At 73.5% G+C, this 23,788-nt stretch carries 24 protein-coding genes; 23 read left to right on the top strand and 1 reads right to left on the bottom strand.

Going from position 1 to position 23,788, the window contains the following annotated elements; translation table 11 throughout:
• Window positions 1-269: 269 nt before the first annotated feature.
• The 23 genes from argS (at window position 270) to ACI783_RS10435 (ending at window position 23,090) form a co-directional block, all read left to right on the top strand.
• Window positions 270-1,931: an arginine--tRNA ligase gene (gene argS, locus ACI783_RS10545; protein WP_457140402.1), complete on the top strand. Its 1,662-nt coding sequence runs from the start codon at window positions 270-272 to the stop codon at window positions 1,929-1,931.
• Window positions 1,928-3,433, top strand: a complete 1,506-nt coding sequence (lysA, locus tag ACI783_RS10540; protein WP_457140401.1) for a diaminopimelate decarboxylase — start codon at window positions 1,928-1,930, stop codon at window positions 3,431-3,433. The genes argS and lysA overlap by 4 nt, the downstream gene beginning before the upstream one ends.
• Window positions 3,430-4,731, top strand: coding sequence for a homoserine dehydrogenase (locus ACI783_RS10535; RefSeq protein WP_457140400.1), 1,302 nt, complete (start codon window positions 3,430-3,432; stop codon window positions 4,729-4,731). Before lysA ends, ACI783_RS10535 begins: the two co-directional genes overlap by 4 nt.
• Window positions 4,728-5,822 (top strand): threonine synthase, encoded by a 1,095-nt coding sequence (gene thrC / locus ACI783_RS10530; protein ID WP_457140399.1) that lies wholly within the window; start codon window positions 4,728-4,730, stop codon window positions 5,820-5,822. The genes ACI783_RS10535 and thrC overlap by 4 nt, the downstream gene beginning before the upstream one ends.
• Window positions 5,815-6,726 carry a homoserine kinase gene (thrB, locus tag ACI783_RS10525; RefSeq protein ID WP_457140398.1) on the top strand — a complete coding sequence of 304 codons (912 nt, stop codon included), beginning with the start codon at window positions 5,815-5,817 and terminating at the stop codon, window positions 6,724-6,726. Before thrC ends, thrB begins: the two co-directional genes overlap by 8 nt.
• Before the next feature lie 267 nt (window positions 6,727-6,993).
• Window positions 6,994-9,351: a transcription termination factor Rho gene (rho, locus tag ACI783_RS10520; protein WP_457140397.1), complete on the top strand. Its 2,358-nt coding sequence runs from the start codon at window positions 6,994-6,996 to the stop codon at window positions 9,349-9,351.
• A 100-nt stretch (window positions 9,352-9,451) separates the two neighbouring features.
• Window positions 9,452-9,676 carry a 50S ribosomal protein L31 gene (rpmE, locus tag ACI783_RS10515; protein ID WP_457083638.1) on the top strand — a complete coding sequence of 75 codons (225 nt, stop codon included), beginning with the start codon at window positions 9,452-9,454 and terminating at the stop codon, window positions 9,674-9,676.
• Window positions 9,677-9,791: 115 nt separating this feature from the next.
• Complete coding sequence (prfA, locus tag ACI783_RS10510; protein WP_457140396.1) at window positions 9,792-10,868, top strand: peptide chain release factor 1; 1,077 nt, start codon at window positions 9,792-9,794, stop codon at window positions 10,866-10,868.
• Window positions 10,865-11,740 (top strand): peptide chain release factor N(5)-glutamine methyltransferase, encoded by an 876-nt coding sequence (gene prmC / locus ACI783_RS10505; protein WP_457140448.1) that lies wholly within the window; start codon window positions 10,865-10,867, stop codon window positions 11,738-11,740. Before prfA ends, prmC begins: the two co-directional genes overlap by 4 nt.
• Window positions 11,741-11,795: 55 nt before the next feature.
• Complete coding sequence (locus ACI783_RS10500; protein WP_457083634.1) at window positions 11,796-12,437, top strand: L-threonylcarbamoyladenylate synthase; 642 nt, start codon at window positions 11,796-11,798, stop codon at window positions 12,435-12,437.
• 184 nt (window positions 12,438-12,621) lie between these two features.
• Entirely contained in the window at window positions 12,622-13,893 is a 1,272-nt protein-coding gene (locus tag ACI783_RS10495; protein ID WP_457140395.1) for a glycosyltransferase family 4 protein, read from the top strand.
• On the top strand, window positions 13,890-14,363 hold the full coding sequence (locus tag ACI783_RS10490) for a hypothetical protein (protein WP_457140394.1): 474 nt from the start codon (window positions 13,890-13,892) through the stop codon (window positions 14,361-14,363). The genes ACI783_RS10495 and ACI783_RS10490 overlap by 4 nt, the downstream gene beginning before the upstream one ends.
• Window positions 14,364-14,491: 128 nt before the next feature.
• Window positions 14,492-14,701: a hypothetical protein gene (locus ACI783_RS10485; RefSeq protein ID WP_457140393.1), complete on the top strand. Its 210-nt coding sequence runs from the start codon at window positions 14,492-14,494 to the stop codon at window positions 14,699-14,701.
• Window positions 14,698-15,525, top strand: a complete 828-nt coding sequence (atpB, locus tag ACI783_RS10480) for a F0F1 ATP synthase subunit A (RefSeq protein ID WP_457140392.1) — start codon at window positions 14,698-14,700, stop codon at window positions 15,523-15,525. Before ACI783_RS10485 ends, atpB begins: the two co-directional genes overlap by 4 nt.
• 109 nt (window positions 15,526-15,634) lie before the next feature.
• Window positions 15,635-15,862 (top strand): ATP synthase F0 subunit C, encoded by a 228-nt coding sequence (gene atpE, locus ACI783_RS10475; RefSeq protein ID WP_456598025.1) that lies wholly within the window; start codon window positions 15,635-15,637, stop codon window positions 15,860-15,862.
• Window positions 15,863-15,915: 53 nt separating this feature from the next.
• On the top strand, window positions 15,916-16,458 hold the full coding sequence (locus ACI783_RS10470; RefSeq protein WP_457140391.1) for a F0F1 ATP synthase subunit B: 543 nt from the start codon (window positions 15,916-15,918) through the stop codon (window positions 16,456-16,458).
• A complete protein-coding gene (locus tag ACI783_RS10465) occupies window positions 16,458-17,288 on the top strand; it encodes a F0F1 ATP synthase subunit delta (protein ID WP_457140390.1) in 831 nt (276 codons plus the stop codon). The genes ACI783_RS10470 and ACI783_RS10465 overlap by 1 nt, the downstream gene beginning before the upstream one ends.
• A 73-nt stretch (window positions 17,289-17,361) precedes the next feature.
• Window positions 17,362-18,999 carry a F0F1 ATP synthase subunit alpha gene (gene atpA, locus ACI783_RS10460; RefSeq protein WP_457140389.1) on the top strand — a complete coding sequence of 546 codons (1,638 nt, stop codon included), beginning with the start codon at window positions 17,362-17,364 and terminating at the stop codon, window positions 18,997-18,999.
• A 1-nt stretch (window position 19,000) separates the two neighbouring features.
• A complete protein-coding gene (locus tag ACI783_RS10455) occupies window positions 19,001-19,957 on the top strand; it encodes a F0F1 ATP synthase subunit gamma (protein ID WP_457140388.1) in 957 nt (318 codons plus the stop codon).
• Window positions 19,958-20,077: 120 nt separating this feature from the next.
• Window positions 20,078-21,523: a F0F1 ATP synthase subunit beta gene (atpD, locus tag ACI783_RS10450; RefSeq protein ID WP_457075324.1), complete on the top strand. Its 1,446-nt coding sequence runs from the start codon at window positions 20,078-20,080 to the stop codon at window positions 21,521-21,523.
• 263 nt (window positions 21,524-21,786) lie between these two features.
• The gene (locus tag ACI783_RS10445) at window positions 21,787-22,017 is read left to right on the top strand and encodes a hypothetical protein (protein WP_457140387.1); all 231 of its coding nucleotides are present in this window, start codon (window positions 21,787-21,789) and stop codon (window positions 22,015-22,017) included.
• Between the two features lie 238 nt (window positions 22,018-22,255).
• Window positions 22,256-22,645: a F0F1 ATP synthase subunit epsilon gene (locus ACI783_RS10440; RefSeq protein WP_457083612.1), complete on the top strand. Its 390-nt coding sequence runs from the start codon at window positions 22,256-22,258 to the stop codon at window positions 22,643-22,645.
• Window positions 22,646-22,685: 40 nt separating this feature from the next.
• Window positions 22,686-23,090: a DUF2550 domain-containing protein gene (locus tag ACI783_RS10435; protein ID WP_457140386.1), complete on the top strand. Its 405-nt coding sequence runs from the start codon at window positions 22,686-22,688 to the stop codon at window positions 23,088-23,090.
• Between the two features lie 69 nt (window positions 23,091-23,159).
• Here the strand turns inward: ACI783_RS10435 and ACI783_RS10430 are convergent, their stop codons facing one another.
• A complete protein-coding gene (locus ACI783_RS10430) occupies window positions 23,160-23,768 on the bottom strand; it encodes a cob(I)yrinic acid a,c-diamide adenosyltransferase (RefSeq protein ID WP_457140385.1) in 609 nt (202 codons plus the stop codon).
• Window positions 23,769-23,788 lie beyond the last annotated feature (20 nt).

Genomic DNA, 23,788 nt, shown 5'->3' with positions numbered 1-23,788 from the left:
CGGACCGCTGGGCCCCCGACCCCCCGCGGGAGGCGCCGCCGGACGGGCGACCGGTTCCGGGCTTGGGGTCCTTGGCCAACTGCCTCTCCTCGCTGCGGTGCTGCTCCGCGGGTGCCTGGTGCCCCCGCAGGTCGCTGCCGGGGCCTGGCCCGGGCGGGGGCGAGTCTAGGTCGCCGACCTGTGCGCTCCCTGGAGGTCGCCGACCGCGCCCCGGAGGTCACCGACCTGTGCCCGCTCCGGGCCGCCGAGCCGCTCAGTACGCTCGCCGGGTGACACCCGAGCAGCTCAGTGACGTCGTCCGGTCCGCTGTCGCGGCGGCCGTGGAGCGCGGCGACCTCGCCGTCGCCGTCCCGGAGGACGTCGTCATCGAGCGCCCGAAGAACCCCGAGCACGGCGACTACGCCACCAACGTGGCGCTCCGGCTGGCCAAGCCGGCCGGGCGGCCGCCGCGCGAGGTGGCCGAGCTGCTGGCCGGGCAGCTGCGCGAGCACGAGGGCGTGGCGGCGGTCGACGTCGCCGGCCCCGGCTTCCTCAACGTCACCCTGGCCAAGGACGCCCTCGGGCAGATCGCCGTCCGGGTGGTGACCGCGGGCGAGGCCTACGGGCGCACCGAGGTGCTGGCGGGGCAGCGGCTGAACCTGGAGTTCGTCTCGGCCAACCCCACCGGCCCGGTGCACATCGGCGGCACCCGCTGGGCGGCGGTCGGTGACGCGCTGGGCCGGCTGCTGGAGGCCTCCGGCGCCGACGTCACCCGCGAGTACTACCTCAACGACGCCGGTGCCCAGATCGACCGGTTCGCCCGCAGTCTCCAGGCGGCGGCGCTGGGCCGGCCGGTCCCGGAAGACGGCTACGCGGGGGAGTACATCGGCGAGATCGCCGGCCAGGTGCTGGCCGCCGAGCCGGGGCTGCTGGAGCGGCCGGAGCCGGAGCAGGTCCCGGTCTTCCGGACGCGGGGCGTCGAGCTGATGGTGGCCGAGATCCGCAGCTCGCTGGCCGCGCTCGGCGTCGAGTACGACGTCTTCTTCTCCGAGCTGAGCCTGTACTCCTCCGGTGCGGTGGAGAAGGCGGTGCAGCGGCTGCGCGACCAGGGGCACGTCTACGAGGCCGACGGCGCGGTCTGGCTGCGCACGACGACGTTCGGCGACGACAAGGACCGGGTGCTGGTCAAGGCCGACGGGGAGACGACGTACTTCGCCTCCGACTGCGCCTACTACCTGGACAAGCGCGAGCGCGGCTTCGACAAGGTCGTGATCATGCTCGGCGCCGACCACTCGGGCTACGTCGGCCGGTACAAGGCGCTGGTCGCGGCCACCGGCGACGACCCGGACACCAACCTGGAGATCCTCATCGGCCAGCTGGTCAACCTGCTGCGCAACGGCGAGCCGGTGCGGATGAGCAAGCGGGCCGGCACCGTCGTCCTCCTCGACGACCTGGTCGAGGCGGTCGGCGTGGACGCCGCCCGCTACGCGCTGGCCCGGGCCTCGGTCGACCAGCAGATCGACATCGACATCGACCTGTGGACCCGGAAGACCAACGACAACCCGGTCTTCTACGTCCAGTACGCGCACGCCCGGATCTCCTCGGTGCTCCGCGGAGCGGCCGACCTGGGGCTGACGCTGGGCGAGGCCGGCGACGTCGACCCCGCCGCGCTGGCGCACCCCCGCGAGGGCGACCTGCTGCGCGCGCTCGGCGACTTCCCCCGGGTGGTCGCCTCGGCCGCCGAGCTGCGCGCGCCGCACCGGGTGGCCCGCTACCTGGAGGAGCTGGCCGGCACCTATCACCGGTTCTACGACTCCTGCCGGGTGCTGCCCCGCGGCGACGAGGAGGCGACCCCGGTGACCACCGCGCGGCTGTGGCTGTGCGCGGCCACCGCCACGGTGCTGCGCAACGGCCTGGACGTGCTCGGGGTCTCCGCGCCGGAGCGGATGTGAGGGCGCACCCGGCCGGTCCGCTGCACGGCACGCTGACCCCGCCCCCCGCCGCGGGCGCCCCGCCCACCGACCTGGGCGCGCTCGACCCACACGTCTGGCCGCGCTCGGCGACCCGGGTCGACGGCGAGATGCACCTGGGCGGCCGGCCGGTCACCGAGCTGGCCCGGGACCACGGCACCCCGCTGTTCGTGCTGGACGAGGGCGACTTCCGCGGCCGGGCCGCGGACTTCGCCACCGCCTTCGCCGACCCGCAGCTGCCGGCCGACGTGCACTACGCGTCCAAGGCGTTCCTGTGCGGGCAGGTGGCCCGCTGGATCGCCGACGACGGGCTGTTCCTGGACGCCTGCAGCGGCAACGAGCTCGCCGTCGCGCTGGCCGCCGGCTTCCCCGCCGAGCGGATCGCGCTGCACGGCAACAACAAGTCCCTGGTCGAGCTGCAGCTCGCCGTCGACGCCGGGATCGGGCACGTGGTGCTCGACTCCTTCGACGAGATCGAGCGGCTGGTGCCGCTGGCCGAGGCCCGGGTCGCCGCCGGCGGCACGCCGGTGCCGGTGCTCATCCGCAGCACCGTCGGCATCGAGGCGCACACCCACGAGTTCATCGCCACCGCCCACGAGGACCAGAAGTTCGGCTTCTCGCTGGCCACCGGCGACGCGCTGACCGCCGCGGTCCGGGTGATCCGGGAGCCGGCGCTGCACCTGGCCGGCCTGCACAGCCACATCGGCTCGCAGATCTTCGACACCGCCGGCTTCGAGGCCGCCGCGCACCGGGTGGTGGGCCTGCTGGGGCAGGTGCACCAGGCCACCGGCGAGGTGCTCGGCGAGCTGAACCTCGGCGGCGGGTTCGGCATCGCCTACCTGCCCGAGGACGACCCGGTCACCCCCGGGGACGTCGCGGCCAAGCTGCGCACCGTCGTCGCCGCCGAGTGCGCCCAGCTGGGGCTCCCGGTGCCCCGGCTGGCCGTGGAGCCGGGGCGGGCCATCGCCGGGCCGGGCACCGTGACGCTGTACGAGATCGGCACCATCAAGCCGGTCCGGCTGGGCTCCAGCGGCACGCCGGGTGCCCCGCTGGTGCGCAACTACGTCTCGGTCGACGGCGGGATGAGCGACAACATCCGCACCGCCCTCTACGACGCCTCCTACACCTGCGTGCTGGCCAACCGCACCTCCACCGCCGCGCCGGCGCTGTGCCGCGTCGTCGGCAAGCACTGCGAGAGCGGCGACGTGCTGGTCCGCGACCTGTGGCTCCCCTCGGACGTGCAGCCCGGCGACCTGCTCGCCGTCGCCGCCACCGGCGCCTACTGCTGGTCGATGGCGAGCAACTACAACTACCTGCTCAAGCCGCCCGTCGTCGCCGTCCGGGACGGCGCCGCCACCGAGATCGTCCGGCGGCAGACACTGGCCGACGTGTTCGCACTCGACGCTGTCCTCGCGTCCGTCCCCGCCCCCTCGCCGGCGATCGATCAGCCGGCCCCCGAGCACCCCGCTGGAGCCCGCTCGTGAGTGACTCCCTGAAGGTCGCCCTCCTCGGTTGCGGCACCGTCGGCAGCGCGGTGCTGCGGCTGCTCTCCGAGCAGGCCGACGACCTCGCCGCCCGCGTCGGCCGCCGGGTGGAGGTGGCCGGCGTCGCCGTCCGCCGCCCCGACCGGCACCCGGGGGTCCCCGCCGAGCTGCTCACCACCGACGCCGAGGCCCTGGTCACCCGGGACGACGTCGACCTGGTGGTCGAGGTGATCGGCGGCATCGAGCCGGCGCGCACCCTGCTGCTGGCCGCCATCGGTGCCGGCAAGTCGGTGGTCAGCGCGAACAAGACGCTGCTGGCCGAGGACGGCGTCGCGCTGCACGCCGCCGCCGCCGAGGCCGGCGTCGACCTCTACTACGAGGCGGCGGTGGCCGGGGCCATCCCGCTGCTGCGTCCGCTGCGCGAGTCGCTCGCCGGTGACCAGCTGCGCCGCGTCGTCGGCATCGTCAACGGCACGACGAACTACATCCTGTCCCGGATGGCCGAGACCGGCGCCGGCTTCGGTGAGGCGCTGGCGGAGGCGACCGAGGCCGGGTACGCCGAGGCCGACCCGACCGCCGACGTCGACGGGTTCGACGCCGCCGCGAAGGCCGCCATCCTCGCCTCGCTGGCCTTCCACTCCCCGGTGAGCTCCTCCGACGTGTACCGGGAGGGGATCGCCGCGGTCTCGGCCAGCGACGTCGCCCGGGCCGCGGAGATCGGCTGCACGGTGAAGCTGCTGGCGATCTGCGAACGGGTGCCGGCCGCCGACGGCGGCGGCGAGGACTCGATCGCCGTCCGCGTGCACCCGGCGATGATCCCGACCACGCACCCGCTGGCCGCGGTCGGCGGCGCCTTCAACGCCGTCTTCGTCGAGGCCGACGCCGCCGGTGAGCTGATGTTCTACGGCCAGGGGGCCGGGGGCGAGCCGACCGCCAGCGCCGTGCTCGGCGACCTGGTCGCGGTGGCCCGCAACCGGTTGACCGGCGCCGCCGGCCCGGGCACCACGGGGTACGCCGGGCTGGCCGTGCGGCCGATGGCCGAGACGCCCACCCGCTACCACGTCAGCCTCGACGTGGCCGACGTCCCGGGCGTGCTGGCCACGGTCGCCCAGGAGTTCGCCGCCCAGGGGGTCAGCATCGCCACCGTCCGGCAGGACGGGCACGGTGACGCCGCGACCCTGGTGATCGTGACCCACCGGGCACCGGACGCCGCCCTGGCGACGACGGTGAGCCGGCTGCGGGAGATGGACGCCGTCCGCGGCGTGACGAGCGTGCTGCGCGTGGAGGGGCTGTCATGACCACTGCGGGACTCCGGGGAGCGGTCTCCCCGTACTGGCCGGGGCTGATCGAGGCCTACCGGCACCGGCTGCCGGTGAGCGACAGCACCCCGGTGGTGACGCTGCAGGAGGGCGCCACCCCGCTGGTGCCCGCCGCCGAGCTCTCGCGCCGCACCGGGTGCGAGGTGTTCCTGAAGGTCGAGGGCGCCAACCCCACCGGGTCGTTCAAGGACCGCGGCATGACCATGGCGATCACGAAGGCGCTGGAGGAGGGCGCGCAGGCGGTCATCTGCGCCTCCACCGGCAACACCAGCGCGAGCGCCGCCGCCTACGCCGCGCGCGCCGGGCTGGTCTGCGCCGTCCTCGTCCCGCAGGGGAAGATCGCCACCGGCAAGCTCGCCCAGGCGCTGGTGCACGGGGCCAAGCTGCTGCAGGTCGAGGGCAACTTCGACGACTGCCTGGCGCTGGCCAGCAAGCTGGCCATCGACTACCCGGTGAGCCTGGTCAACAGCGTCAACCAGTACCGGATCGAGGGCCAGAAGACCGCGTCGTTCGAGATCGTCGACGTCCTCGGCGACGCCCCCGACGTGCACTGCCTGCCGGTCGGCAACGCCGGCAACATCACCGCCTACTGGCAGGGCTACCGCGAGTACGCCGCCGACGGCCCGGCCACCCGCACCCCGCGGATGTGGGGCTTCCAGGCGGCCGGCGCGGCGCCGATCGTCACCGGCCGGGTCGTGGAGCAGCCCAGCACCATCGCCACCGCCATCCGGATCGGCAACCCCGCGTCCTGGACCAAGGCGCTGGCCGCCCGCGACGAGTCCGGCGGCCGGATCGACGCGGTCACCGACCGGGCGATCCTCGCCGCGTACCGGCTGCTCGCCCGCTCGGAGGCGGTCTTCGTCGAGCCGGCGTCCGCGGCCTCGGTCGCCGGGCTGCTGCAGGTCGCCGAGGCGGGCGGGCTCGAGCCCGGCCAGCGGGTGGTCTGCACGGTCACCGGCAACGGCCTCAAGGACCCGGAGTGGGCGATCTCGGGCGCCCCCGCCCCCGTCACCGTCCCGGTCGACGCCGCGGCCGCGGCCGCCCAGCTGGGCCTCACCACCGGTGGCTGACGGCGTCCGCATCCGGGTCCCGGCGACCAGCGCCAACCTCGGGCCGGCGTTCGACTCCGCGGGCCTGGCCCTGACCTGCTGGGACGAGCTGGAGCTCGCGGTCACCGACGGCGGACTGACGGTCTCCGTGGCGGGGGAGGGTGAGGCCGACCTGCCCACCGACGAGTCGCACCTGGTCGTGCAGGCGTTCCGGGCCGCGTGCGCGGAGCTCGGCTGGTCGCCTCCCGGTCTCCGGTTGACCGCGACGAACGGCATCCCGCAGGGCCGCGGGATGGGCTCCTCGGCCGCGGCGGTGACCGCGGGGGTGCTCGCGGCCTGGGCGCTGTGCCCCGACGTCACCGAGGTGGACCAGGCGGCGGTGCTGCGGCTGTGCTCGGACCTGGAGGGGCACCCGGACAACGTGGCGCCCTGCCTGCTGGGTGGTGCGACGCTGTCCTGGACCACTCCGGCCGGTGCCCGCGCGGTGCGGCTGGCGGTCCGGCCGCAGGTCATCCCCGTGCTCTTCGTCCCCGGGGCGACCCTCTCGACGCACCTGGCCCGCGGGCTGCTGCCCGCCTCCGTGCCGCACGCCGACGCCGCCGCCAACGCCGGGCGCGCCGCACTGCTCGTGCACGCGCTCACCGCCGCCCCCGACCTCCTGCTCGAGGCCACCGAGGACCGGCTGCACCAGGCGCAGCGCGCCCCGGCCATGCCCGACAGCGCCGCCCTGCTCGCCCGGCTGCGCGCCGCCGGGCACGCCGCGGTCGTCTCCGGCGCCGGGCCGTGCGTGCTGGTGCTCGCGCCCGGCCCCGAGGCGGTCGACGCACTGGCCGGGCACACCCCGAACGGGTGGCGCTGCATGCCCCTGTCGGTGGACGGCGACGGCGCCGTCGTCCACGGGGCGGGGCGTGCGGTACGGTTGTGATGCCCGGGAACACACTGGTGGCAGCCGGTGTTGTGGCGTGAGTCGGCCGGCATCTAGGCTGACCACGTAGCCGCCCTCGGGCGCGCCTCACGCGGGACGTTGCAGACGGATGACCCTCTCTCGGTGATCGTCTCCTCGATCCTCGGCCCGCATCCACAGACCCGACGCCTCCGCATGGTCGCCACGAGCCTCCGGGCTCCTGCCGCCCCCGGGACCGGGTACCTCCTGCGCTGGTAGGCGCAGGTCACCGCAGGGAAGGACCTGTACGTGAGCGAGACCTCCGACCTCATCGACGGCGCGCGCGACGCCGCCCCGTCCGACGAGGCAGCTGCCGGCACCGGAACGGCTCCCCGTTCCCGCCGTCGCGGCAGCGGGCTGTCCGGCATGCTGCTCCCCGAGCTGCAGCGCCTGGCCGGTGAGCTGGGCATCCCCGGCACCGCGAAGATGCGCAAGAGCGACCTGGTCGCCGCCATCTCCGAGCGCCAGGTGAGTGCACCGGCGTCCCCGCCGCCGAGCGGGACCACGGCCGGCGACGCCCAGAGCACCGACGCCCAGAGCAGCGATGCCCTGACCACCGACAGCCCGGCCGTCCCGGCGCCCCGCGCCGACGGCGGGGCCGCCACCTCGGCGGCACCCCTCGAGGCGCCCGTCAGCGGCGGCGCCAACGGTGGGCCGGTCACCACCGCCGACGCCGACCCCGCCGAGGCGGCCCCGACGGGTCGGCGCCGACGTGCGGCGAGCCGTCCCGCCGGTGCGCCGGCCCGCGGCGGCGACGCGGCTCCGGAGGCGGGCACCACTGACGCACCGGCCGCGGAGACCGCCCCGGCCGCGGAGACCGCCCCGGCCACGGAGACCGCCCCGGCCGCGGAGACCGCCCCGGCCGCGGAGACCGCCCCGGCCACGGAGACCGCCCCGGCCACGGAGACCGCCCCGGCCACGGAGAGCACCCCGGCCGACGGCCGGACCGAGGGCGAGCGCCCGCAGCGTGAGCGCCCCGGTCGCAACCGCGACCGCAACCGCGCGGACCGGGACGGCGAGGCGACCCGCGAGGATCGCGACGACCGGGGCAACCGTGAGGACCGGGGCAACCGCGAGGACCGGGGCAACCGCGAGGACCGCGGCCCCCGTGAGGACCGGGCCGCCCGCTCCGACGGGGGCCGGGACGGCGAGGAGCGCGGCGGGCGCAACCGCAACGACCGCGACCGCACCGACCGCGACCGCACCGACCGCGACAGCGACGGGGGCAACCGCGACGAGCGGGGCAACCGCAGCGGTCGCAACCGGAACGACCGCGCCGAGCAGCGTGATGGTGCCCGGGGCAACGAGCGCACCGACCGCAGCGACGTCCGCAACGACGAGGACGACGACGACTTCGAGGGCGGCGGCCGCCGCCGCGGTCGTCGCTACCGCGACCGCAACCGTCGTGGCGGCCAGGCCGGCGGGCGCGACCGGTTCGAGCAGGGCGAGCCCGCGGTCAGCGAGGACGACGTCCTGCTGCCGGTCGCCGGCATCCTCGACGTGCTGGACAACTACGCGTTCGTCCGCACCTCCGGGTACCTGACCGGCCCGAACGACGTCTACGTGTCGCTGTCCCAGGTGCGCCGGTACGGCCTGCGCCGCGGCGACGCGATCACCGGCGCCGTCCGCCAGCCCCGCGAGGGCGAGCGCAAGGACAAGTACAACGCGCTGGTCCGCCTCGACTCGGTCAACGGGATGGACCCGGAGCAGGCCCGCAACCGCCCGGACTTCACCAAGCTCACCCCCCTCTACCCGCAGGACCGCCTGCGGCTGGAGACCGAGCCGCACCTGATGACCACCCGGGTCATGGACCTGGTCATGCCGATCGGCAAGGGTCAGCGGGCGCTGATCGTCAGCCCGCCGAAGGCCGGCAAGACGATGGTGCTGCAGTCGATCGCCAACGCGATCACCACGAACAACCCCGAGTGCCACCTCATGGTCGTCCTGGTCGACGAGCGGCCCGAGGAGGTCACCGACATGCAGCGGTCGGTGAAGGGCGAGGTCATCGCCTCCACCTTCGACCGGCCGCCGGCGGACCACACCACCGTCGCGGAGCTGTCCATCGAGCGGGCCAAGCGCCTGGTCGAGATGGGCCACGACGTCGTCGTCCTGCTGGACTCGATCACCCGGCTGGGGCGCGCCTACAACCTGGCGGCCCCCGCCAGCGGGCGCATCCTCTCCGGCGGTGTCGACTCCACGGCGCTGTACCCGCCCAAGCGCTTCCTCGGCGCCGCCCGCAACATCGAGAACGGCGGCTCGCTGACGATCATCGCCTCGGCGCTGGTCGAGACCGGTTCGACGATGGACACGGTCATCTTCGAGGAGTTCAAGGGCACCGGTAACGCGGAGATCAAGCTCGACCGCCGGCTGGCGGACAAGCGGGTCTTCCCGGCCGTCGACGTCAACGCCTCGGGCACGCGCAAGGAGGAGATCCTCCTCTCGCCCGACGAGCTGGCGATCGTCATCAAGCTGCGCCGGGTGCTGTCGGCGCTGGAGCCCCAGCAGGCGCTGGAGCTGCTGCTCGACCGGATGCGGAAGACCCGCAACAACGTCGAGTTCCTCATGCAGGTGCAGAAGACGACGCTCGGCGTCGGCGACAAGGAATAGCCCCGTACACTGGCCAGTCGAGCCTGCGCTGCCGGGGCTCCGCCCGGCCCGGGCAGCGAACGAACCACCAGATCCCGAGACCAGAGAGAGGGTGCACGGCATGAAGGCCGACATCCACCCCGACTACAACGTCACCCAGGTGACCTGTGGTTGCGGCAACACGTTCACCACCCGCAGCACGGCTCCCGGCGGCACGCTGACCGTCGAGACCTGCTCCGCCTGCCACCCCTTCTACACGGGCAAGCAGCGCATCCTGGACACCGGTGGCCGCGTCGCCCGCTTCGAGAAGCGGTTCGGCAAGCGCGCCGCCGGCGCCGAGAAGTAACACCTCCGACGGCGCCCGCGCCGCCCCGCACCGGGGCGGGGCGGGCGCCGTCGTCATGTCCGGACCCAGCCCGGGCAGAAATGGCCATTTCTGCCCTCCTCGCAGGAGCGTGTGCGTGAGCAGCAGTGACACCGGCAGCGACCGGCTGGCCGGGCTGCTCAGCGAGCACGCCGAACTCGAGCTGGAGCTCGCCGACCCGGCGGTCCACGCCGACACCGCACGCGCCCGCCGGCTGGGCCGTCGCTACGCCCGGCTGGCCCCGGTGGTCGAGACCGCCCGCGCGCTGGACGCCGCCCGCGACGACCTGGCCGCGGCACGGGAGCTGGCCGAAGAGGACGACTCCTTCGCCGCCGAGGCCGAGGCCCTGCAGACCCGCATCACCGAGCTGACCCAGCACCTCACCGAGCAGCTGCTGCCGAAGGACCCCGACGACGACAAGGACGTCATCCTCGAGATCAAGGCGGGCGAGGGCGGCGCCGAGTCGGCGCTGTTCGCCGGGGACCTGCTCCGCATGTACCTGCGCTACGCCGAGCGCCAGGGCTGGTCCACCGAGGTGCTCGACGCCGTGCCCGCCGAGCTGGGCGGCTACAAGGACGTCGCGGTCGCGATCAAGGCGCGCGGCACCGAGGCGGTCTGGTCGCGGCTGAAGTTCGAGGGCGGCGTGCACCGGGTCCAGCGGGTGCCGGTCACCGAGTCCCAGGGGCGGATCCACACCTCCGCCGTCGGCGTGCTCGTGCTGCCCGAGGCCGAGGAGGTCGACGTCAGCGTCGACCCGAACGACCTGCGCATCGACGTCTTCCGCTCCTCCGGCCCCGGGGGGCAGAGCGTGAACACCACCGACTCCGCCGTGCGGATCACCCACCTGCCCAGCGGCATCGTGGTCAGCTCGCAGAACGAGAAGAGCCAGCTGCAGAACCGCGAGTCCGCGCTGCGCGTGCTGCGCTCCCGGCTCCTCGCCGCCGCCCGCGAGGAGGCCGACGCGGCGGCCAGCGACGCCCGCCGCAGCCAGGTCCGCACCGTCGACCGCAGCGAGCGGGTGCGCACCTACAACTTCCCGGAGAACCGCATCTCCGACCACCGGGTCGGCTTCAAGGCGCACAACCTCGACCAGGTGCTGGACGGCGAGCTGGACCCGGTGATCGACGCGCTCACCGCCGCGCACACCGCCGAGCTGATGGCGGCCGGCTCCTGACCGCCGCCCGCACCCTGCTCGCCGACGCCGCGCGGCGGCTCGCCGAGGCCGGGGTGGAGTCGCCGCGGGTCGACGCCGAGCTGCTGCTCGCCGCCGTCCTGGGCACGTCCCGGGCCGGGCTCCTCACCGCCGGGGACGTGCCCGCGGGCGCCGTCGACCGGTTCGCCGGGTGGGTCGAGCTCCGCGCCGACCGCGTGCCGCTGCAGCACCTCACCGGCACCGCCCCCTTCCGGCACCTGGAGCTCGCGGTCGGGCCCGGGGTGTTCGTGCCCCGCCCGGAGACCGAGCTCATCGCCGGCTGGGTGCTGGACCGCATCGCCGGTCGGGACGCGCCCCTCGTCGTCGACCTGGGCACCGGCTCGGGGGCGATCGCGCTGTCCGTCGCCCACGAGCACCCCGGTGCCCGGGTGGTCGCCGTCGAACGCGACGCGGGGGCGATCGAGTGGACCCGGCACAACGCCCGCGCCCGGGCCGCCGCCGGCGACGCCCCGGTCGACGTGCGCGCCGGTGACATGACCGATCCGCACCTGCTCGGCGAGCTCGACGGCGCGGTCGACGTCGTCGTCTCCAACCCGCCCTACGTGCCCGACGGCGCCGGGCTGCCCCGGGAGGTCGCCGACCACGACCCGCCGCTGGCGCTGTGGGGCGGCCCGGACGGTCTGGACGTCGTCCGTGGCCTGCTGGACACCGCGGCCCGCCTGCTGCGGCCCGGCGGGTGGCTGGGCATCGAGCACGCCGACCAGCAGGGGGCGTCGCTGCCGGCGCTGGTGCGCGCGCACGGCGGCTGGACCGAGGTGACCGACCACGCCGACCTCGCCGGCCGGCCGCGCTACGCCACGGCCCAGCGGGCGGGGCACCACCCCGCCAGGTAGCCGGCCGTCCACCTGTTCGCGGCGGGCCAGGTCCGGTGGAGCAGACTGCGCACTCGTGCCCGACGTCTTCGACTGCAGCGACCCCGACCAGCGCGAGCAGGGGCTGACCGCCGCGGCGGTCGCCATCTCGCGCGGTGACCTCGTCCTCGTGCCCACCGACACGGTGTACGGCGTCGCCGCCGACGCCTTCACCCCGGCGGCCGTCACCCGGCTGCTGGCCGCCAAGAACCGCGGTCGCAGCATGCCCACACCGGTGCTCATCGGTGAGGCGTCCACCCTGGCCGGCCTCGTGGCGACCGTCCCGAAGGTCGCCCACGCCCTGGCCGAGGCGTTCTGGCCGGGCGGACTGACCCTGGTGGTCGAGCACGCGCCCTCGCTGGCGTGGGACCTCGGCGACGCGGAGGGCACGGTGGCGGTCCGCCTGCCCGACGACGACGTGGCCCGCGACCTGCTGCGGCGCACCGGCCCGCTGGCGGTCTCCAGCGCCAACCGCTCCGGCCGGCCGGCGGCGACCACCGCGGAGGAGGCGGTGGCCCAGCTGGGCGAGCACGCCGCCGTGGTGCTCGACGCCGGGCCGCGGACCGGGAGCGCGGCGAGCACGATCGTCGACTGCACCGCGCCGACCCCGCGGGTGCTCCGGCACGGCGCCATCGACGTCGAGCGGCTGCGCGAGATCGTGCCCGAGGTCACCGACTAGCAGGCCGGACGCGAGCGCAGTTCACAGCTGTCTGCCAGGGGAGGGGCGCGGGCACGGGATACCGTGGCGTGTCCAGCCACGTTGTCCCGCCCCGGGCGCGGCGGGCGCCGACGTCCCACCACCGCTCTGGAGTGCACCGCGATGACCCGTCCGTCCGGAACGCGCACGACGGCCCGCTGATCGCATGCGCGAGTACGCCGTCGTCCTGCTCGCCGCGGGTCTGGTCACCTTCCTGGCGACCCCCGTGGTGCGGGTGGCGGCGGTCCGCTTCAAGGTGATGGCGGCGGTCCGCGACCGCGACGTGCACGTCATCCCCACCCCGCGCGGTGGGGGAGTGGCGATGTACCTGGGGGTGGCCGCCGGCGTGCTGGTCGCCTCGCAGCTGCCGTCGCTGCAGCGGAGCTTCGAGTTCAGCTCGCAGACGGTGGCCGTGCTGGTCGCCGGCGGGTTGATCTGCCTGCTCGGGGTGCTCGACGACCGGTTCGGTCTCGACGCGCTCACCAAGCTGACCGGTCAGATCGCCGCGGCCGGGGTGATGGTGCTGCTGGGCGTCCAGCTGGCCTACGTGTTCCTGCCGGTGGCCGACATCGGCACCCTGTCGCTGGGCCCGGACGTCGGGGTGCCGGCCACCGTGCTGCTGACCGTGCTCACCGTCAACGCGCTGAACTTCATCGACGGCCTCGACGGCCTGGCCGCGGGCGTCTCGGCGATCGCCGCCCTGGCGTTCTTCGCCTACAGCTACCACCTGGGCTACATCGGCTACGACGACGTCGCCAGCGCCCCGGCGCTGATCACCGCCGTCCTGGCCGGCGCCTGCCTGGGCTTCCTGCCGCACAACTTCAGCCCGGCCCGGATCTTCATGGGCGACTCCGGGTCGATGCTGGTCGGGCTGATGCTCTCCGCGGCCGCGGTCTCGGCCACCGGGCAGACCGACTCGCAGACGCTGGGCTCCGCGGCCAGCCTGCTCCCGCTGACCCTGCCGCTGCTGGTGCCGGTGGCGGTCCTCTTCATCCCCTTCGTCGACCTGCTCATGGCCGTCGTCCGGCGCAGTCTGCGCGGCCAGTCGCCGTTCGCCCCGGACAAGATGCACCTGCACCACCGGCTGCTGTCCATCGGTCACTCGCACCGCCGGGCGGTGCTGATCATGTACTTCTGGGCCGCCCTGCTGAGCTTCGGCGCCGTCGCGCTGTCCATCACCGGCGGCACCGTCGAGGTGCTCGTGGTGATCGGCGCGCTGCTCGTCGTCGGCGTGGTCGTCGTCCTCAGCCCGCGCGCCCGGCGCGCCGCGATCGCCGCCCGGCAGGCCGAGCTGGCCGCGATGCGCGAACGCAGCCGCACCGCCCACCCCGCGACCCGCGCGGCGCGGGGGAGGGGTGCGGCCGAGGTCGTCCCGACGGAACCCGACGCGGTGCCCACCAGGGCCGGCGCGGCCCCGCCGGCGGGGGTGCGGCGATGACCGCGGGGACGCCGGACCGGTCGGCCGTGCCGTGGGATTTGTCGTTCCTGCGGGTCGGCGTGCTGGTCACCACCGTGCTGGCCGCGGTCGCCGCGCTGGTCGTCGGCATCGCGCTGAGCTGGGCGGATGCCCTGACAGTGCTGCTCGGCAGCGCCGTGGTCAGCTTCTTCTTCTGCGTCTCCGGCGCGGTGGTCGGCTGGGCCGGCCGGGTCGACGACACCTGGACGCTGCCGGCCGCGCTGGGCACCTTCGGGCTCAAGGCCGTGCTGCTCTTTCCGCTGCTGACCGGGCTGCCGGAGGACGGCTGGCCCGACCGCCGGGTGATGGCCTGGACGGTGGTCGCCGGGGCGCTGCTGTGGAGCGTGGTGCAGCTGCGCTGGGTGTGGACCCGGCAGTTGTTCTACGTGCCCCCGCCGGCGCCGCCGGGTGGGGCGGGCGACGGACCCGCAGAGGGCGCGACACGCGGCTGATAGTGTCCGACTCGATGGCCGAGGACCTGCCCGTTCGCGGGGAAGCCCGACCACGACCCGACAGCCCGGGTCGTCAGCCCAGCGGGGCGGACATGGGCTGGGCGGTCACCGGGACCATGATCTCCGGGATGGCCGTGTGGGGCGGGGTCGGGTGGCTGCTCGACCGGTGGCTGGAGACGATCTTCTTCCTGCCGGTAGGCGTGGTGCTCGGCGTGACGGTGGCCATCTACGTTGTGGTCAAGAAGTACGGTGCGCTCGACCCGGTCCCCGGGCAGGGCGCCAGCACCACCTCGGGCGGACGACGGAGCCGGCCCAGGACGCAGAAGGGACAACGGTGACCTCCAGCGCCCACGCGCTCGCCGACGTGCTCGCTGTGGAGAGCGACCCCGGCGGCGGCTTCACGCCCCCCGGCGTCGGTGAGTTCTTCCCGGAGACGCTCTTCGGCTTCTCGGCCCTCGGCATCCAGTTCGACATCGACCGGATCATCCTGGCGCTGTGGCTCGCCACCGCGGCGATCCTGGTCTTCCTGGTGATGGCCGCCCGCAAGGCCGAGATCGTCCCCGGCCGCCTGCAGTTCGTCGGCGAGTCCGGCTACTCGCTGGTGCGCGACGGCATCGCCCGCGACGTGGTCGGGCCCAAGGGGCTGCCGTTCGCCCCGTTCCTCGCCTCGCTGTTCTTCTTCATCCTGGCCAACAACGCGCTGGCGATCATCCCCGGGATCCAGATCTCGCCGATGGCCCGGTTCTCCTTCCCGCTGGTCCTCGCGCTCATCTGCTGGGTCGTCTACATCGCGGTCGGCATCAAGAACCAGGGTCTGTGGCCCTACTTCCGCGACATCATGTTCCTGCCGGGCGTGCCGAAGGCCGCCTACATCCTGGTGACGCCGCTGGAGCTGCTGCAGAACTTCATCGTGCGGCCGTTCACCCTGGCGATCCGGCTCTTCGCCAACCTGTTCGCCGGCCACATGCTGCTGGTGACCTTCGCGCTGGGCGCGGTCTACCTGTTCCAGGTCGGCAACTTCTCCATGATCTTCTTCCCGCTGTCGGCGATCATGGCGATCGTGATGACCTTCTTCGAGTTGCTCATCATCTTCCTGCAGGCCTACGTCTTCACGATGCTGATGGGCACTTACCTCAACGGCTCGGTCGAGGCCGCGCACTGACCGACCGCTCCACCTCGACCAGTGATGGTCGTCCTGAACTGCACCACCCGCACGACCCCGCCAGCCGCCCGGTACCCACTGGGCGACCGACACAGGAGGCACACTCGCAATGGACGTTCTGGCAGAACTGACCGGCAGCATCGGCTCGGTCGGCTACGGCATCGCCACGATCGGCCCCGGCATCGGTGTGGGTCTGGTCTGGGCCGCCTACATCCAGGCCACCGCCCGCCAGCCCGAGTCCGCCGGCCTCACCCGTACCTACGCCTTCCTTGGGTTCGCCCTCGCCGAGGCCCTCGCACTGATCGGCTTCGTCGCCCCGCTCGTCTACGGCCAGTGAGACCGACTCCTTGACGAGTACGGTCACCATCTCCAGACAGGGACGTTGAGAGCATGAGCATCCTGGCTGCGGAGAGCGCGAACCCGCTCTTCCCGGTGGTCGGCGAGATCATCATCGGGACGATCGCGTTCCTGATCCTCCTGTTCGTGATGTGGAAGTTCGTCGCGCCGCAATTCGAGAAGGTCTTCCAGGCCCGCCGCGAGGCGATCGAGGGCGGCATCGAGCGGGCTGAGGCGATGCAGGCCGAGGCCAAGGCGGCGCTGGAGCAGTACCGCGCCCAGCTGGCCGAGGCCCGCACCGAGGCGGCGCAGATCCGCGACGCCGCGCGCGCCGAGGGGCAGCGCATCATCGAGGAGCTCCGGGCCCAGGCCCAGGAGGAGTCCGCGCGGATCGTCGCCCGCGGCGAGGAGCAGCTCGCTGCCTCCCGCCAGCAGGTGGTCACCGAGCTGCGCGGCCAGATCGGCACGCTCGCCGTCGAGCTGGCCGGCCGGGTCGTCGGTGAGTCCCTGGCCGACGACGCACGCCGCAGCGGCACCGTCGACCGGTTCCTGGATAACCTGGACGGCATGGCCGCCACGTCCGGGGGCACTCGCTGATGCACGCCGCGAGTCGGGCCGCCCTGGAGGCCTCCCGGGCGCAGCTGGAGCAGCACACCGCGGGGGCGCGCAGCCGCACCCGCGGGGAGTCGCTGCTGGCGCTGGCCGACGAGCTGTTCGCCGTGGCGCACCTGCTCGACGACCAGATCACCCTGCGGCGCGCGCTCTCCGACCCGTCCGTCCGCCCGGACGACCGGGCCGGGCTGGCTCGTCGGCTGCTGTCCGCACAGGTCGGCGCCACCGCCCTCGACGTCGTCGAGACGGTGGCCCGGCAGCGGTGGTCCCGGCCGCTGGACCTCGTCGAGGCCACCGAGACCCTGGCGACGGAGGCCGCGCTCGACGCGGCCGACGCCCGCGGGGAGCTCGACGGCGTCGAGGACGAGCTGTTCCGGTTCGGCCGCATCGTGGCCGCCGACCCCGAGCTGAGCCGGATCCTCGGCGACCGGTCCGCCCCCCGCCCGGGGAAGCTCGAGCTGCTCGACCGACTGCTGGCCGGGAAGGTCAGCCCGGTGACCGAGCGGTTGCTGCGGAACTCGCTCACCAGCTCGCACGTGTTCAACGCGGAGAACGAGGTCGAGCGCCTGTCCACGGTCGCCGCCCACCGGCGCGGCCGGTCGGTCGCCTCGGTGATCAGCGCCGTCCCACTCACCGAGTCCCAGCAGCGGCGGCTCATCACCGCCCTCGAACGGATCTACGGGCGCACCATGGGGCTGCAGGTCCAGATCGACCCGACGGTCCTTGGGGGGCTGGTGATCCGCGTCGACGACGAGGTCATCGACGGCAGCATCGCCCACCGACTCGAGGCCGCCGGACGGCGACTGGCCGGCTGACCCCCGCCGCCTGCCGCCTGCATCCGGCCCGCCCCACCACCCACAGACACCAGCAGAAGAGGACGCGAGAGCCATGGCCGAGCTGACGATCTCCGCGGACGAGATCCGCAGTGCCATCCAGAACTACGTCTCCGACTACACCCCGGACGTCTCCCGGGAAGAGGTCGGGGTCGTCACCGAGTCCGGCGATGGCATCGCCCGGGTCGAGGGCCTGCCCTCGGTCATGACCAACGAGCTGCTCGAGTTCGAGGGCGGCGTGCGCGGCCTGGCGCTGAACCTCGACACCCGCGAGGTCGGTGTCGTCATCCTCGGTGACTTCGCCGGCATCGAGGAGGGCCAGACGGTCCGCCGGACCGGTGAGGTCCTCTCCGTGCCGGTCGGTGACGGCTACCTGGGCCGGGTCGTCGACCCGCTGGGCAACGCCATCGACGGTGCCGGCCCGATCGAGACCACCACCCGCCGCGCTCTCGAGCTGCAGGCGCCCACCGTGGTGCAGCGGCAGTCGGTGCACGAGCCGATGCAGACCGGCATCAAGGCGATCGACGCCATGACGCCCATCGGCCGCGGCCAGCGTCAGCTGATCATCGGTGACCGGCAGACCGGCAAGTCCGCCATCGCGCTGGACACGATCATCAACCAGAAGCAGGCCTGGGCGACCGGCGACCCGAAGCAGCAGGTCCGCTGCATCTACGTCGCCGTCGGCCAGAAGGGCTCCACGATCGCGGCCACCCGTGCCGCCCTCGAGGACGCCGGCGCGATGGAGTACACGACCATCGTGGCCGCCCCGGCCTCGGAGGCCGCCGGCTTCAAGTACATCGCCCCCTACACCGGCTCGGCCATCGGGCAGCACTGGATGTACGAGGGCAAGCACGTCCTGATCGTCTTCGACGACCTGTCCAAGCAGGCCGAGGCCTACCGCGCCGTGTCGCTGCTGCTCCGCCGCCCGCCGGGTCGCGAGGCCTACCCCGGCGACGTCTTCTACTTGCACTCCCGCCTGCTCGAGCGTTGCGCGAAGCTCAACGACGAGCTGGGCGCGGGCTCGATGACCGGCCTGCCGCTGATCGAGACCAAGGGCAACGACGTCTCGGCGTACATCCCGACCAACGTCATCTCCATCACCGACGGGCAGATCTTCCTCGAGACCGGTCTGTTCAACTCCGGTGTCCGCCCGGCGATCAACGTGGGCATCTCGGTGTCCCGCGTCGGTGGGTCGGCGCAGATCAAGGCGATGAAGTCCGTCGCCGGTCGGCTCCGCCTGGACCTGGCGCAGTTCCGCGAGCTGGAGGCCTTCTCCTCCTTCTCCTCGGACCTCGACGCCTCCAGCCGGGCCACCCTCGACCGCGGCCAGCGGCTGGTCGAGCTCCTCAAGCAGGGGCAGTACTCGCCGTACCTGGTGGAGCGCGAGGTCGTGTCGCTGTGGCTGGGCACCACCGGCAAGCTGGACCGTGTGCCGGTCAGCGACGTGCGCCGGTTCGAGTCGGAGTTCCTGGAGTTCATCGCCCGGGGCGACAACACGGTCTTCGACGACATCCGCAACAGCAAGGTGCTCAGCGACGACACGGTGAGCAGCCTGGAGCGGGCGGTGGAGGCCTTCTACGGCCAGTTCACCACCGGCGAGGGCGAGTCGCTGCAGGTCAACGAGCCCGAGGTCGAGTCCCTGGACGCCAGCGAGCGCGGTCAGGAGACCGTCCGGGTCAAGCGGAGCTCCTGACATGGCCGGTAGCCTGCGCGCGCTGCGGCGCCGGATCCGCTCCACGCGGTCGACGAAGAAGATCTTCTCGGCGCAGGAGCTGATCGCCGGCGCCCGCATCGTGCGTGCCCAGGCCCGGGTGGAGGCCTCCAAGCCCTACTCCCGGGAGATCACCCGGGTGCTCTCGGCGCTGGCGGGTTCCGCCAGCCTCGATCACCCGCTGCTGACCGAGCGGGAGAACCCGCGCCGGGTGGCGGTGCTGGTGATCACCTCCGACCGGGGCTTCGCCGGCTCCTACAACGTCAACGTCCTGCGGCGTACCGAGGAGCTGCTCGGCCTGCTGCGCGACGAGGGCAAGGAGCCGCTGCTGTACGTCGTCGGCCGCAAGGGCGAGACGTACTACCGGTTCCGCGAACGCGCCATCGAGGACAGCTGGACCGGCTTCTCCGAGCAGCCCGGGTACGAGAACGCCCAGGAGGTCGGCTCCACCCTCATCGAGGCGTTCACCGCCGGTGAGGACGACGCCGAGGGCGGGGCCGGGGCCGACGGCGTGCTGGGCGTCGACGAGCTGCACATCGTCTACACCGAGTTCCGCTCGCTGCTGTCCCAGGTGCCCGTCGCCAAGCGGATGGCGCCGCTGGTCGTCGAGGAGGTCGACGAGCTCGAGGAGGAGCAGCAGTCCACCAACGGTTCCGAGCCGGTGGCCTCCTACGAGTTCGAGCCGTCCCCGGAGCAGCTGCTCGACGCCCTGCTGCCCAAGTACGTCACCACCCGCATCTACGCGGCGATGCTGGAGGCCGCGGCCTCGGAGTCGGCGTCGCGGCGGCGGGCGATGAAGTCCGCCTCGGACAACGCCGAGGAGCTGGCCAAGAACCTGTCGCGCCAGGCCAACCAGGCCCGGCAGGCGGAGATCACCCAGGAGATCAGCGAGATCGTCGGCGGCGCCGACGCGCTGGTCTCCGCGGGCCAGGACGACTGATGGGTGGGGACGACTGAGCCCCGCACCCGTTCCACCGTCCCCGGCGACGGCGGAGACCGCCGCCGCCGGGGACACTGAAGACGTAGGACCACCGAGCCCGAGGGCAGGAGAGCAGCACAGATGACCGTCACCGAGGACCGTCCGACCACCCGGGAGACGACCGGCTCCGGCCGCGTCGTCCGGGTCACCGGGCCGGTCGTCGACGTCGAGTTCCCCCGCGACGCGATGCCCGACCTGTTCAACGCGCTGAAGGTCGACGTCACCCTGGCCGACCTCCGCAAGACGCTGACCCTCGAGGTCGCCCAGCACCTGGGTGACAACGTGGTCCGCACCATCTCCATGGCCCCGACCGACGGCCTGGTCCGTGGGGCACCGGTCACCGACACCGGCTCGGCGATCTCCGTGCCCGTCGGTGAGGCGGTCACCGGCCACGTGTTCAATGCACTCGGCGAGTGCCTGGACACCCCCGGCTACGGCGAGGACGCCCCGCACTGGACGATCCACCGGCACGCGCCGAAGTTCGACCAGCTCGAGGGCCGCACCGACCTGCTCGAGACCGGCATCAAGGTCATCGACCTGCTGACGCCCTACGTGCGTGGCGGGAAGATCGGTCTGTTCGGTGGTGCCGGCGTGGGCAAGACGGTCCTCATCCAGGAGATGATCCGTCGCGTCGCCCAGGAGTTCGGTGGCGTCTCGGTCTTCGCCGGGGTGGGGGAGCGGACCCGTGAGGGCAACGACCTCATCACCGAGATGACCGAGTCCGGCGTCATCAACTCGACCGCCCTGGTCTTCGGCCAGATGGACGAGCCGCCGGGCACCCGGCTGCGGGTCGCGCTCTCGGCGCTGACCATGGCGGAGTACTTCCGCGACGAGGCCGACCAGGACGTGCTGCTCTTCATCGACAACATCTTCCGGTTCACCCAGGCCGGCTCCGAGGTCTCCACGCTGCTGGGGCGCATGCCCTCGGCGGTGGGCTACCAGCCGACCCTGGCCGACGAGATGGGCACGCTGCAGGAGCGGATCACCTCCACCCGCGGCCGGTCGATCACCTCGATGCAGGCGATCTACGTGCCCGCCGACGACATCACCGACCCGGCGCCGCACACCACGTTCGCCCACCTGGACGCGACGACCGTGCTCTCCCGGCCCATCTCCGAGAAGGGCATCTACCCGGCCGTCGACCCGCTGGACTCCACCAGCCGGATCCTCGACCCGCAGTACATCGGGCAGGAGCACTACGACATCGCCCGCGAGGTGCAGCGGATCCTGCAGCGCTACCAGGAGCTGCAGGACATCATCGCGATCCTCGGCATCGACGAGCTCGGTGAGGAGGACAAGGTCACCGTCAACCGGGCCCGTCGCATCGAGCGCTTCCTGTCGCAGAACATGTTCGTCGCCGAGGCGTTCACCGGTCAGCCGGGGTCCTACGTCCCGCTGTCGGAGACGCTCCAGGCGTTCAAGGCGGTCGCGGCCGGCGAGTACGACCACGTCCCCGAGCAGGCCTTCTTCATGTGCGGTGGCCTCGAGGACCTCGAGCGGAACTTCGACAAGCTCAAGAAGAGCTGAGGAGGGACCACCCTTCCCCCCACGCCTCGCAGGCTCGGCGCGGGCCCCTGAAGAGTGGCCGTTCCATCAGGTCACCAGCGGCCGGGTCTCCCTTCGGGGAGGCCCGGCCGTTGTCGTCCCACCCGAGCGGACGGTGACGGCGCGCAGCGGTGGACCGCCCGATCGGGTGGTGGCCGCACCCGGTCCTCCAGGAATCGTCCGGACGTGACGACGATGGTTGCGAAGCACCCGACCGGCGGGTGCGGCACTCGGGAGTTCGGCACGTGCACAAGAGAAGGACCTCCCCGCCCACCGCCACTCGAGGGCTCGCGGCGGGGCCCTGCGGGGAGGTCGACGAGCAGCGGCACGTCGACGACCTGGAGTGGAGCTGGCCGCCCTACGCGCCGGTCGAGGGGCGGTCCTTCAGCGACGAGGAGTGGGCTCCGCCCTCCGTCGTCTGGCACCCCCAGGTGCGGCTGGGCCGCTGGACGGTCGTCTATCGCCGCAGCGCCTGAGCAGGTCGAGGGACCCCGTCCTCCCCACCCCTCGCACGCTCGGGGCGGTGCCCCGGACGGGGCCGCGACCCCGCACGTCGCACGCCCAGGGCGGCTCTCCGCCACCGGGGCGCCGGGGCCGTTGGCGAGGTGCCGCCATGGCTGCAGTTAGAGTGGAGAGGACCCGTCGCCGCGTCCAGTCGGACCGGTGGCCCGCACCGCCGGCTGACCGCCGGCCCGGTGACCCCCGAGGAGTGTCGTGGCGACCCTGCAGGTCGAGCTCGTGGCCGTGGAGCGGATGATCTGGTCCGGCGAGGCCACCCGGGTGATCGCGCGGACCACCGAAGGTGAAATCGGTGTGCTGGCCGGCCATGCGCCGCTGCTCGGCGAGCTGGCCCCCGGCGGGGTCGTCCGCATCCAGCAGGAGTCCGGCGAGGAGCTCCTCGTCGCCGCGCACGGTGGCTTCCTCTCCGTCACCGGCCAGGGGGTCTCCATCCTCGCCGAGACCGCGGAGTTCGCGAACGAGATCGACGTGGAGCGGGCGCGTGAGGCGCTGCGCCGCGCCCAGCAGGCCGGGGACGACCCCGAGGCGGTCGCGGCCGCACGTCGCGCGCAGTCCCGGCTGCGGGCCGCCGGCCAGGACGCCTGATCGCCCGGACCGCCTCCTCGCGCCCGCCCGCCCCGCCCCGGTGACCACCGTCGTCCTGGTCGTCGCCGGTGTGCTGCTGGTGGCGCTGATCGCCGCCTTCCTGCTGCGCCGCCGGTTCCTGCTCTCCGGGCTGGGCGCGGTGACGATGTGGCTGCGGCCTCCCGACGCCGGTCGCTGGGCGCTCGGCGTCGCCTGGTACTCGGGTGACACCCTGCTCTGGTACCGGGCGCTCTCCCTCTCGGTGCGGCCCAACCGGCGGCTGTGCCGCGGGGAGTTCCGGGTCGACGCGCGGCGCCGCCCGGACCGGGGCGACCTGGCCCTGCCGGCCGAGAGCGTGGTGCTGACCTGCCGCACCGGCGCGGGCCCGCAGGAGCTGGCCATGGACCCCTCGACGGTGACCGGCTTCCTGTCCTGGATCGAGTCCGCCCCGCCGGTCGACCGGTAAGGACCCCGCTGCCCCCCACGCCTCGCAGGCTCGGCGCGGGCCCCTGCAGCGGGGCCGTTCCAGTGGTGACTAGCGTTGTTCCCTCGCGTCCCGCTGGGCGTGGGCGCCGCTGTGCTCGCCGGGCTGCCACAGCACGTCGCCGTCCGGATTCGCCCGCCGGGCCAGGATGAACAGCAGGTCCGAGAGGCGGTTCAGGTAGCGGGCGGTCTCGGCGTTGGTGTGCTCGGCGTCGACCTCCAGCAGCGCCCACACGCTCCGCTCGGCCCGCCGGGCCACCGTGCGGGCCTGGTGCAGCAGTGCGGCCAGCGGCGTCCCGCCGGGCAGCACGAACGAGGTGAGCGCGGGCAGCTGCGCGTTGTGCTCGTCGCACGCCGCCTCCAGCCGCTCGGTGTACGCGCTGGTGATCCGCAGCGGCGGGTGCGGGGGCTCCTCGACCACCGGCGTGGACAGGTCGGCGCCGACGTCGAAGAGGTCGTTCTGCACCGAGCTCAGCAGCGCGGCCACCTCGGGGGCGGGGGAGCCCAGGGCCAGCGCGATGCCCAGCACGCTGTTGGTCTCGTCGACGTCGGCGTAGGCGATCAGCCGGCGGTCGGTCTTGGGCACCCGGGACATGTCGCCCAGGTGCGTCTGGCCGGCGTCACCGGTGCGGGTGTAGATGCGGGTCAGCCGGACGGTCATGGTCAGGAGCCTAGGAGACG

Source organism: Modestobacter sp. SYSU DS0511, from assembly GCF_054050755.1.
This window is presented reverse-complemented; position numbering and strand designations above follow the sequence as displayed.

What these genes read in the sequence shown, in the direction of transcription:
- atpA (WP_457140389.1), top strand. Translation starts at nt 17,362, where the DNA reads ATGGCCGAGCTGACGATCTCCGCGGACGAGATCCGCAGTGCCATCCAG.
- atpE (WP_456598025.1), top strand. Translation starts at nt 15,635, where the DNA reads ATGGACGTTCTGGCAGAACTGACCGGCAGCATCGGCTCGGTCGGCTAC.
- thrC (WP_457140399.1), top strand. Translation starts at nt 4,728, where the DNA reads ATGACCACTGCGGGACTCCGGGGAGCGGTCTCCCCGTACTGGCCGGGG.
- ACI783_RS10430 (WP_457140385.1), bottom strand. Translation starts at nt 23,768, where the DNA reads ATGACCGTCCGGCTGACCCGCATCTACACCCGCACCGGTGACGCCGGC.
- ACI783_RS10490 (WP_457140394.1), top strand. Translation starts at nt 13,890, where the DNA reads ATGACCGCGGGGACGCCGGACCGGTCGGCCGTGCCGTGGGATTTGTCG.
- ACI783_RS10455 (WP_457140388.1), top strand. Translation starts at nt 19,001, where the DNA reads ATGGCCGGTAGCCTGCGCGCGCTGCGGCGCCGGATCCGCTCCACGCGG.
- ACI783_RS10495 (WP_457140395.1), top strand. Translation starts at nt 12,622, where the DNA reads ATGCGCGAGTACGCCGTCGTCCTGCTCGCCGCGGGTCTGGTCACCTTC.
- ACI783_RS10485 (WP_457140393.1), top strand. Translation starts at nt 14,492, where the DNA reads ATGGCCGTGTGGGGCGGGGTCGGGTGGCTGCTCGACCGGTGGCTGGAG.
- atpD (WP_457075324.1), top strand. Translation starts at nt 20,078, where the DNA reads ATGACCGTCACCGAGGACCGTCCGACCACCCGGGAGACGACCGGCTCC.
- ACI783_RS10470 (WP_457140391.1), top strand. Translation starts at nt 15,916, where the DNA reads ATGAGCATCCTGGCTGCGGAGAGCGCGAACCCGCTCTTCCCGGTGGTC.
- ACI783_RS10465 (WP_457140390.1), top strand. Translation starts at nt 16,458, where the DNA reads ATGCACGCCGCGAGTCGGGCCGCCCTGGAGGCCTCCCGGGCGCAGCTG.
- rpmE (WP_457083638.1), top strand. Translation starts at nt 9,452, where the DNA reads ATGAAGGCCGACATCCACCCCGACTACAACGTCACCCAGGTGACCTGT.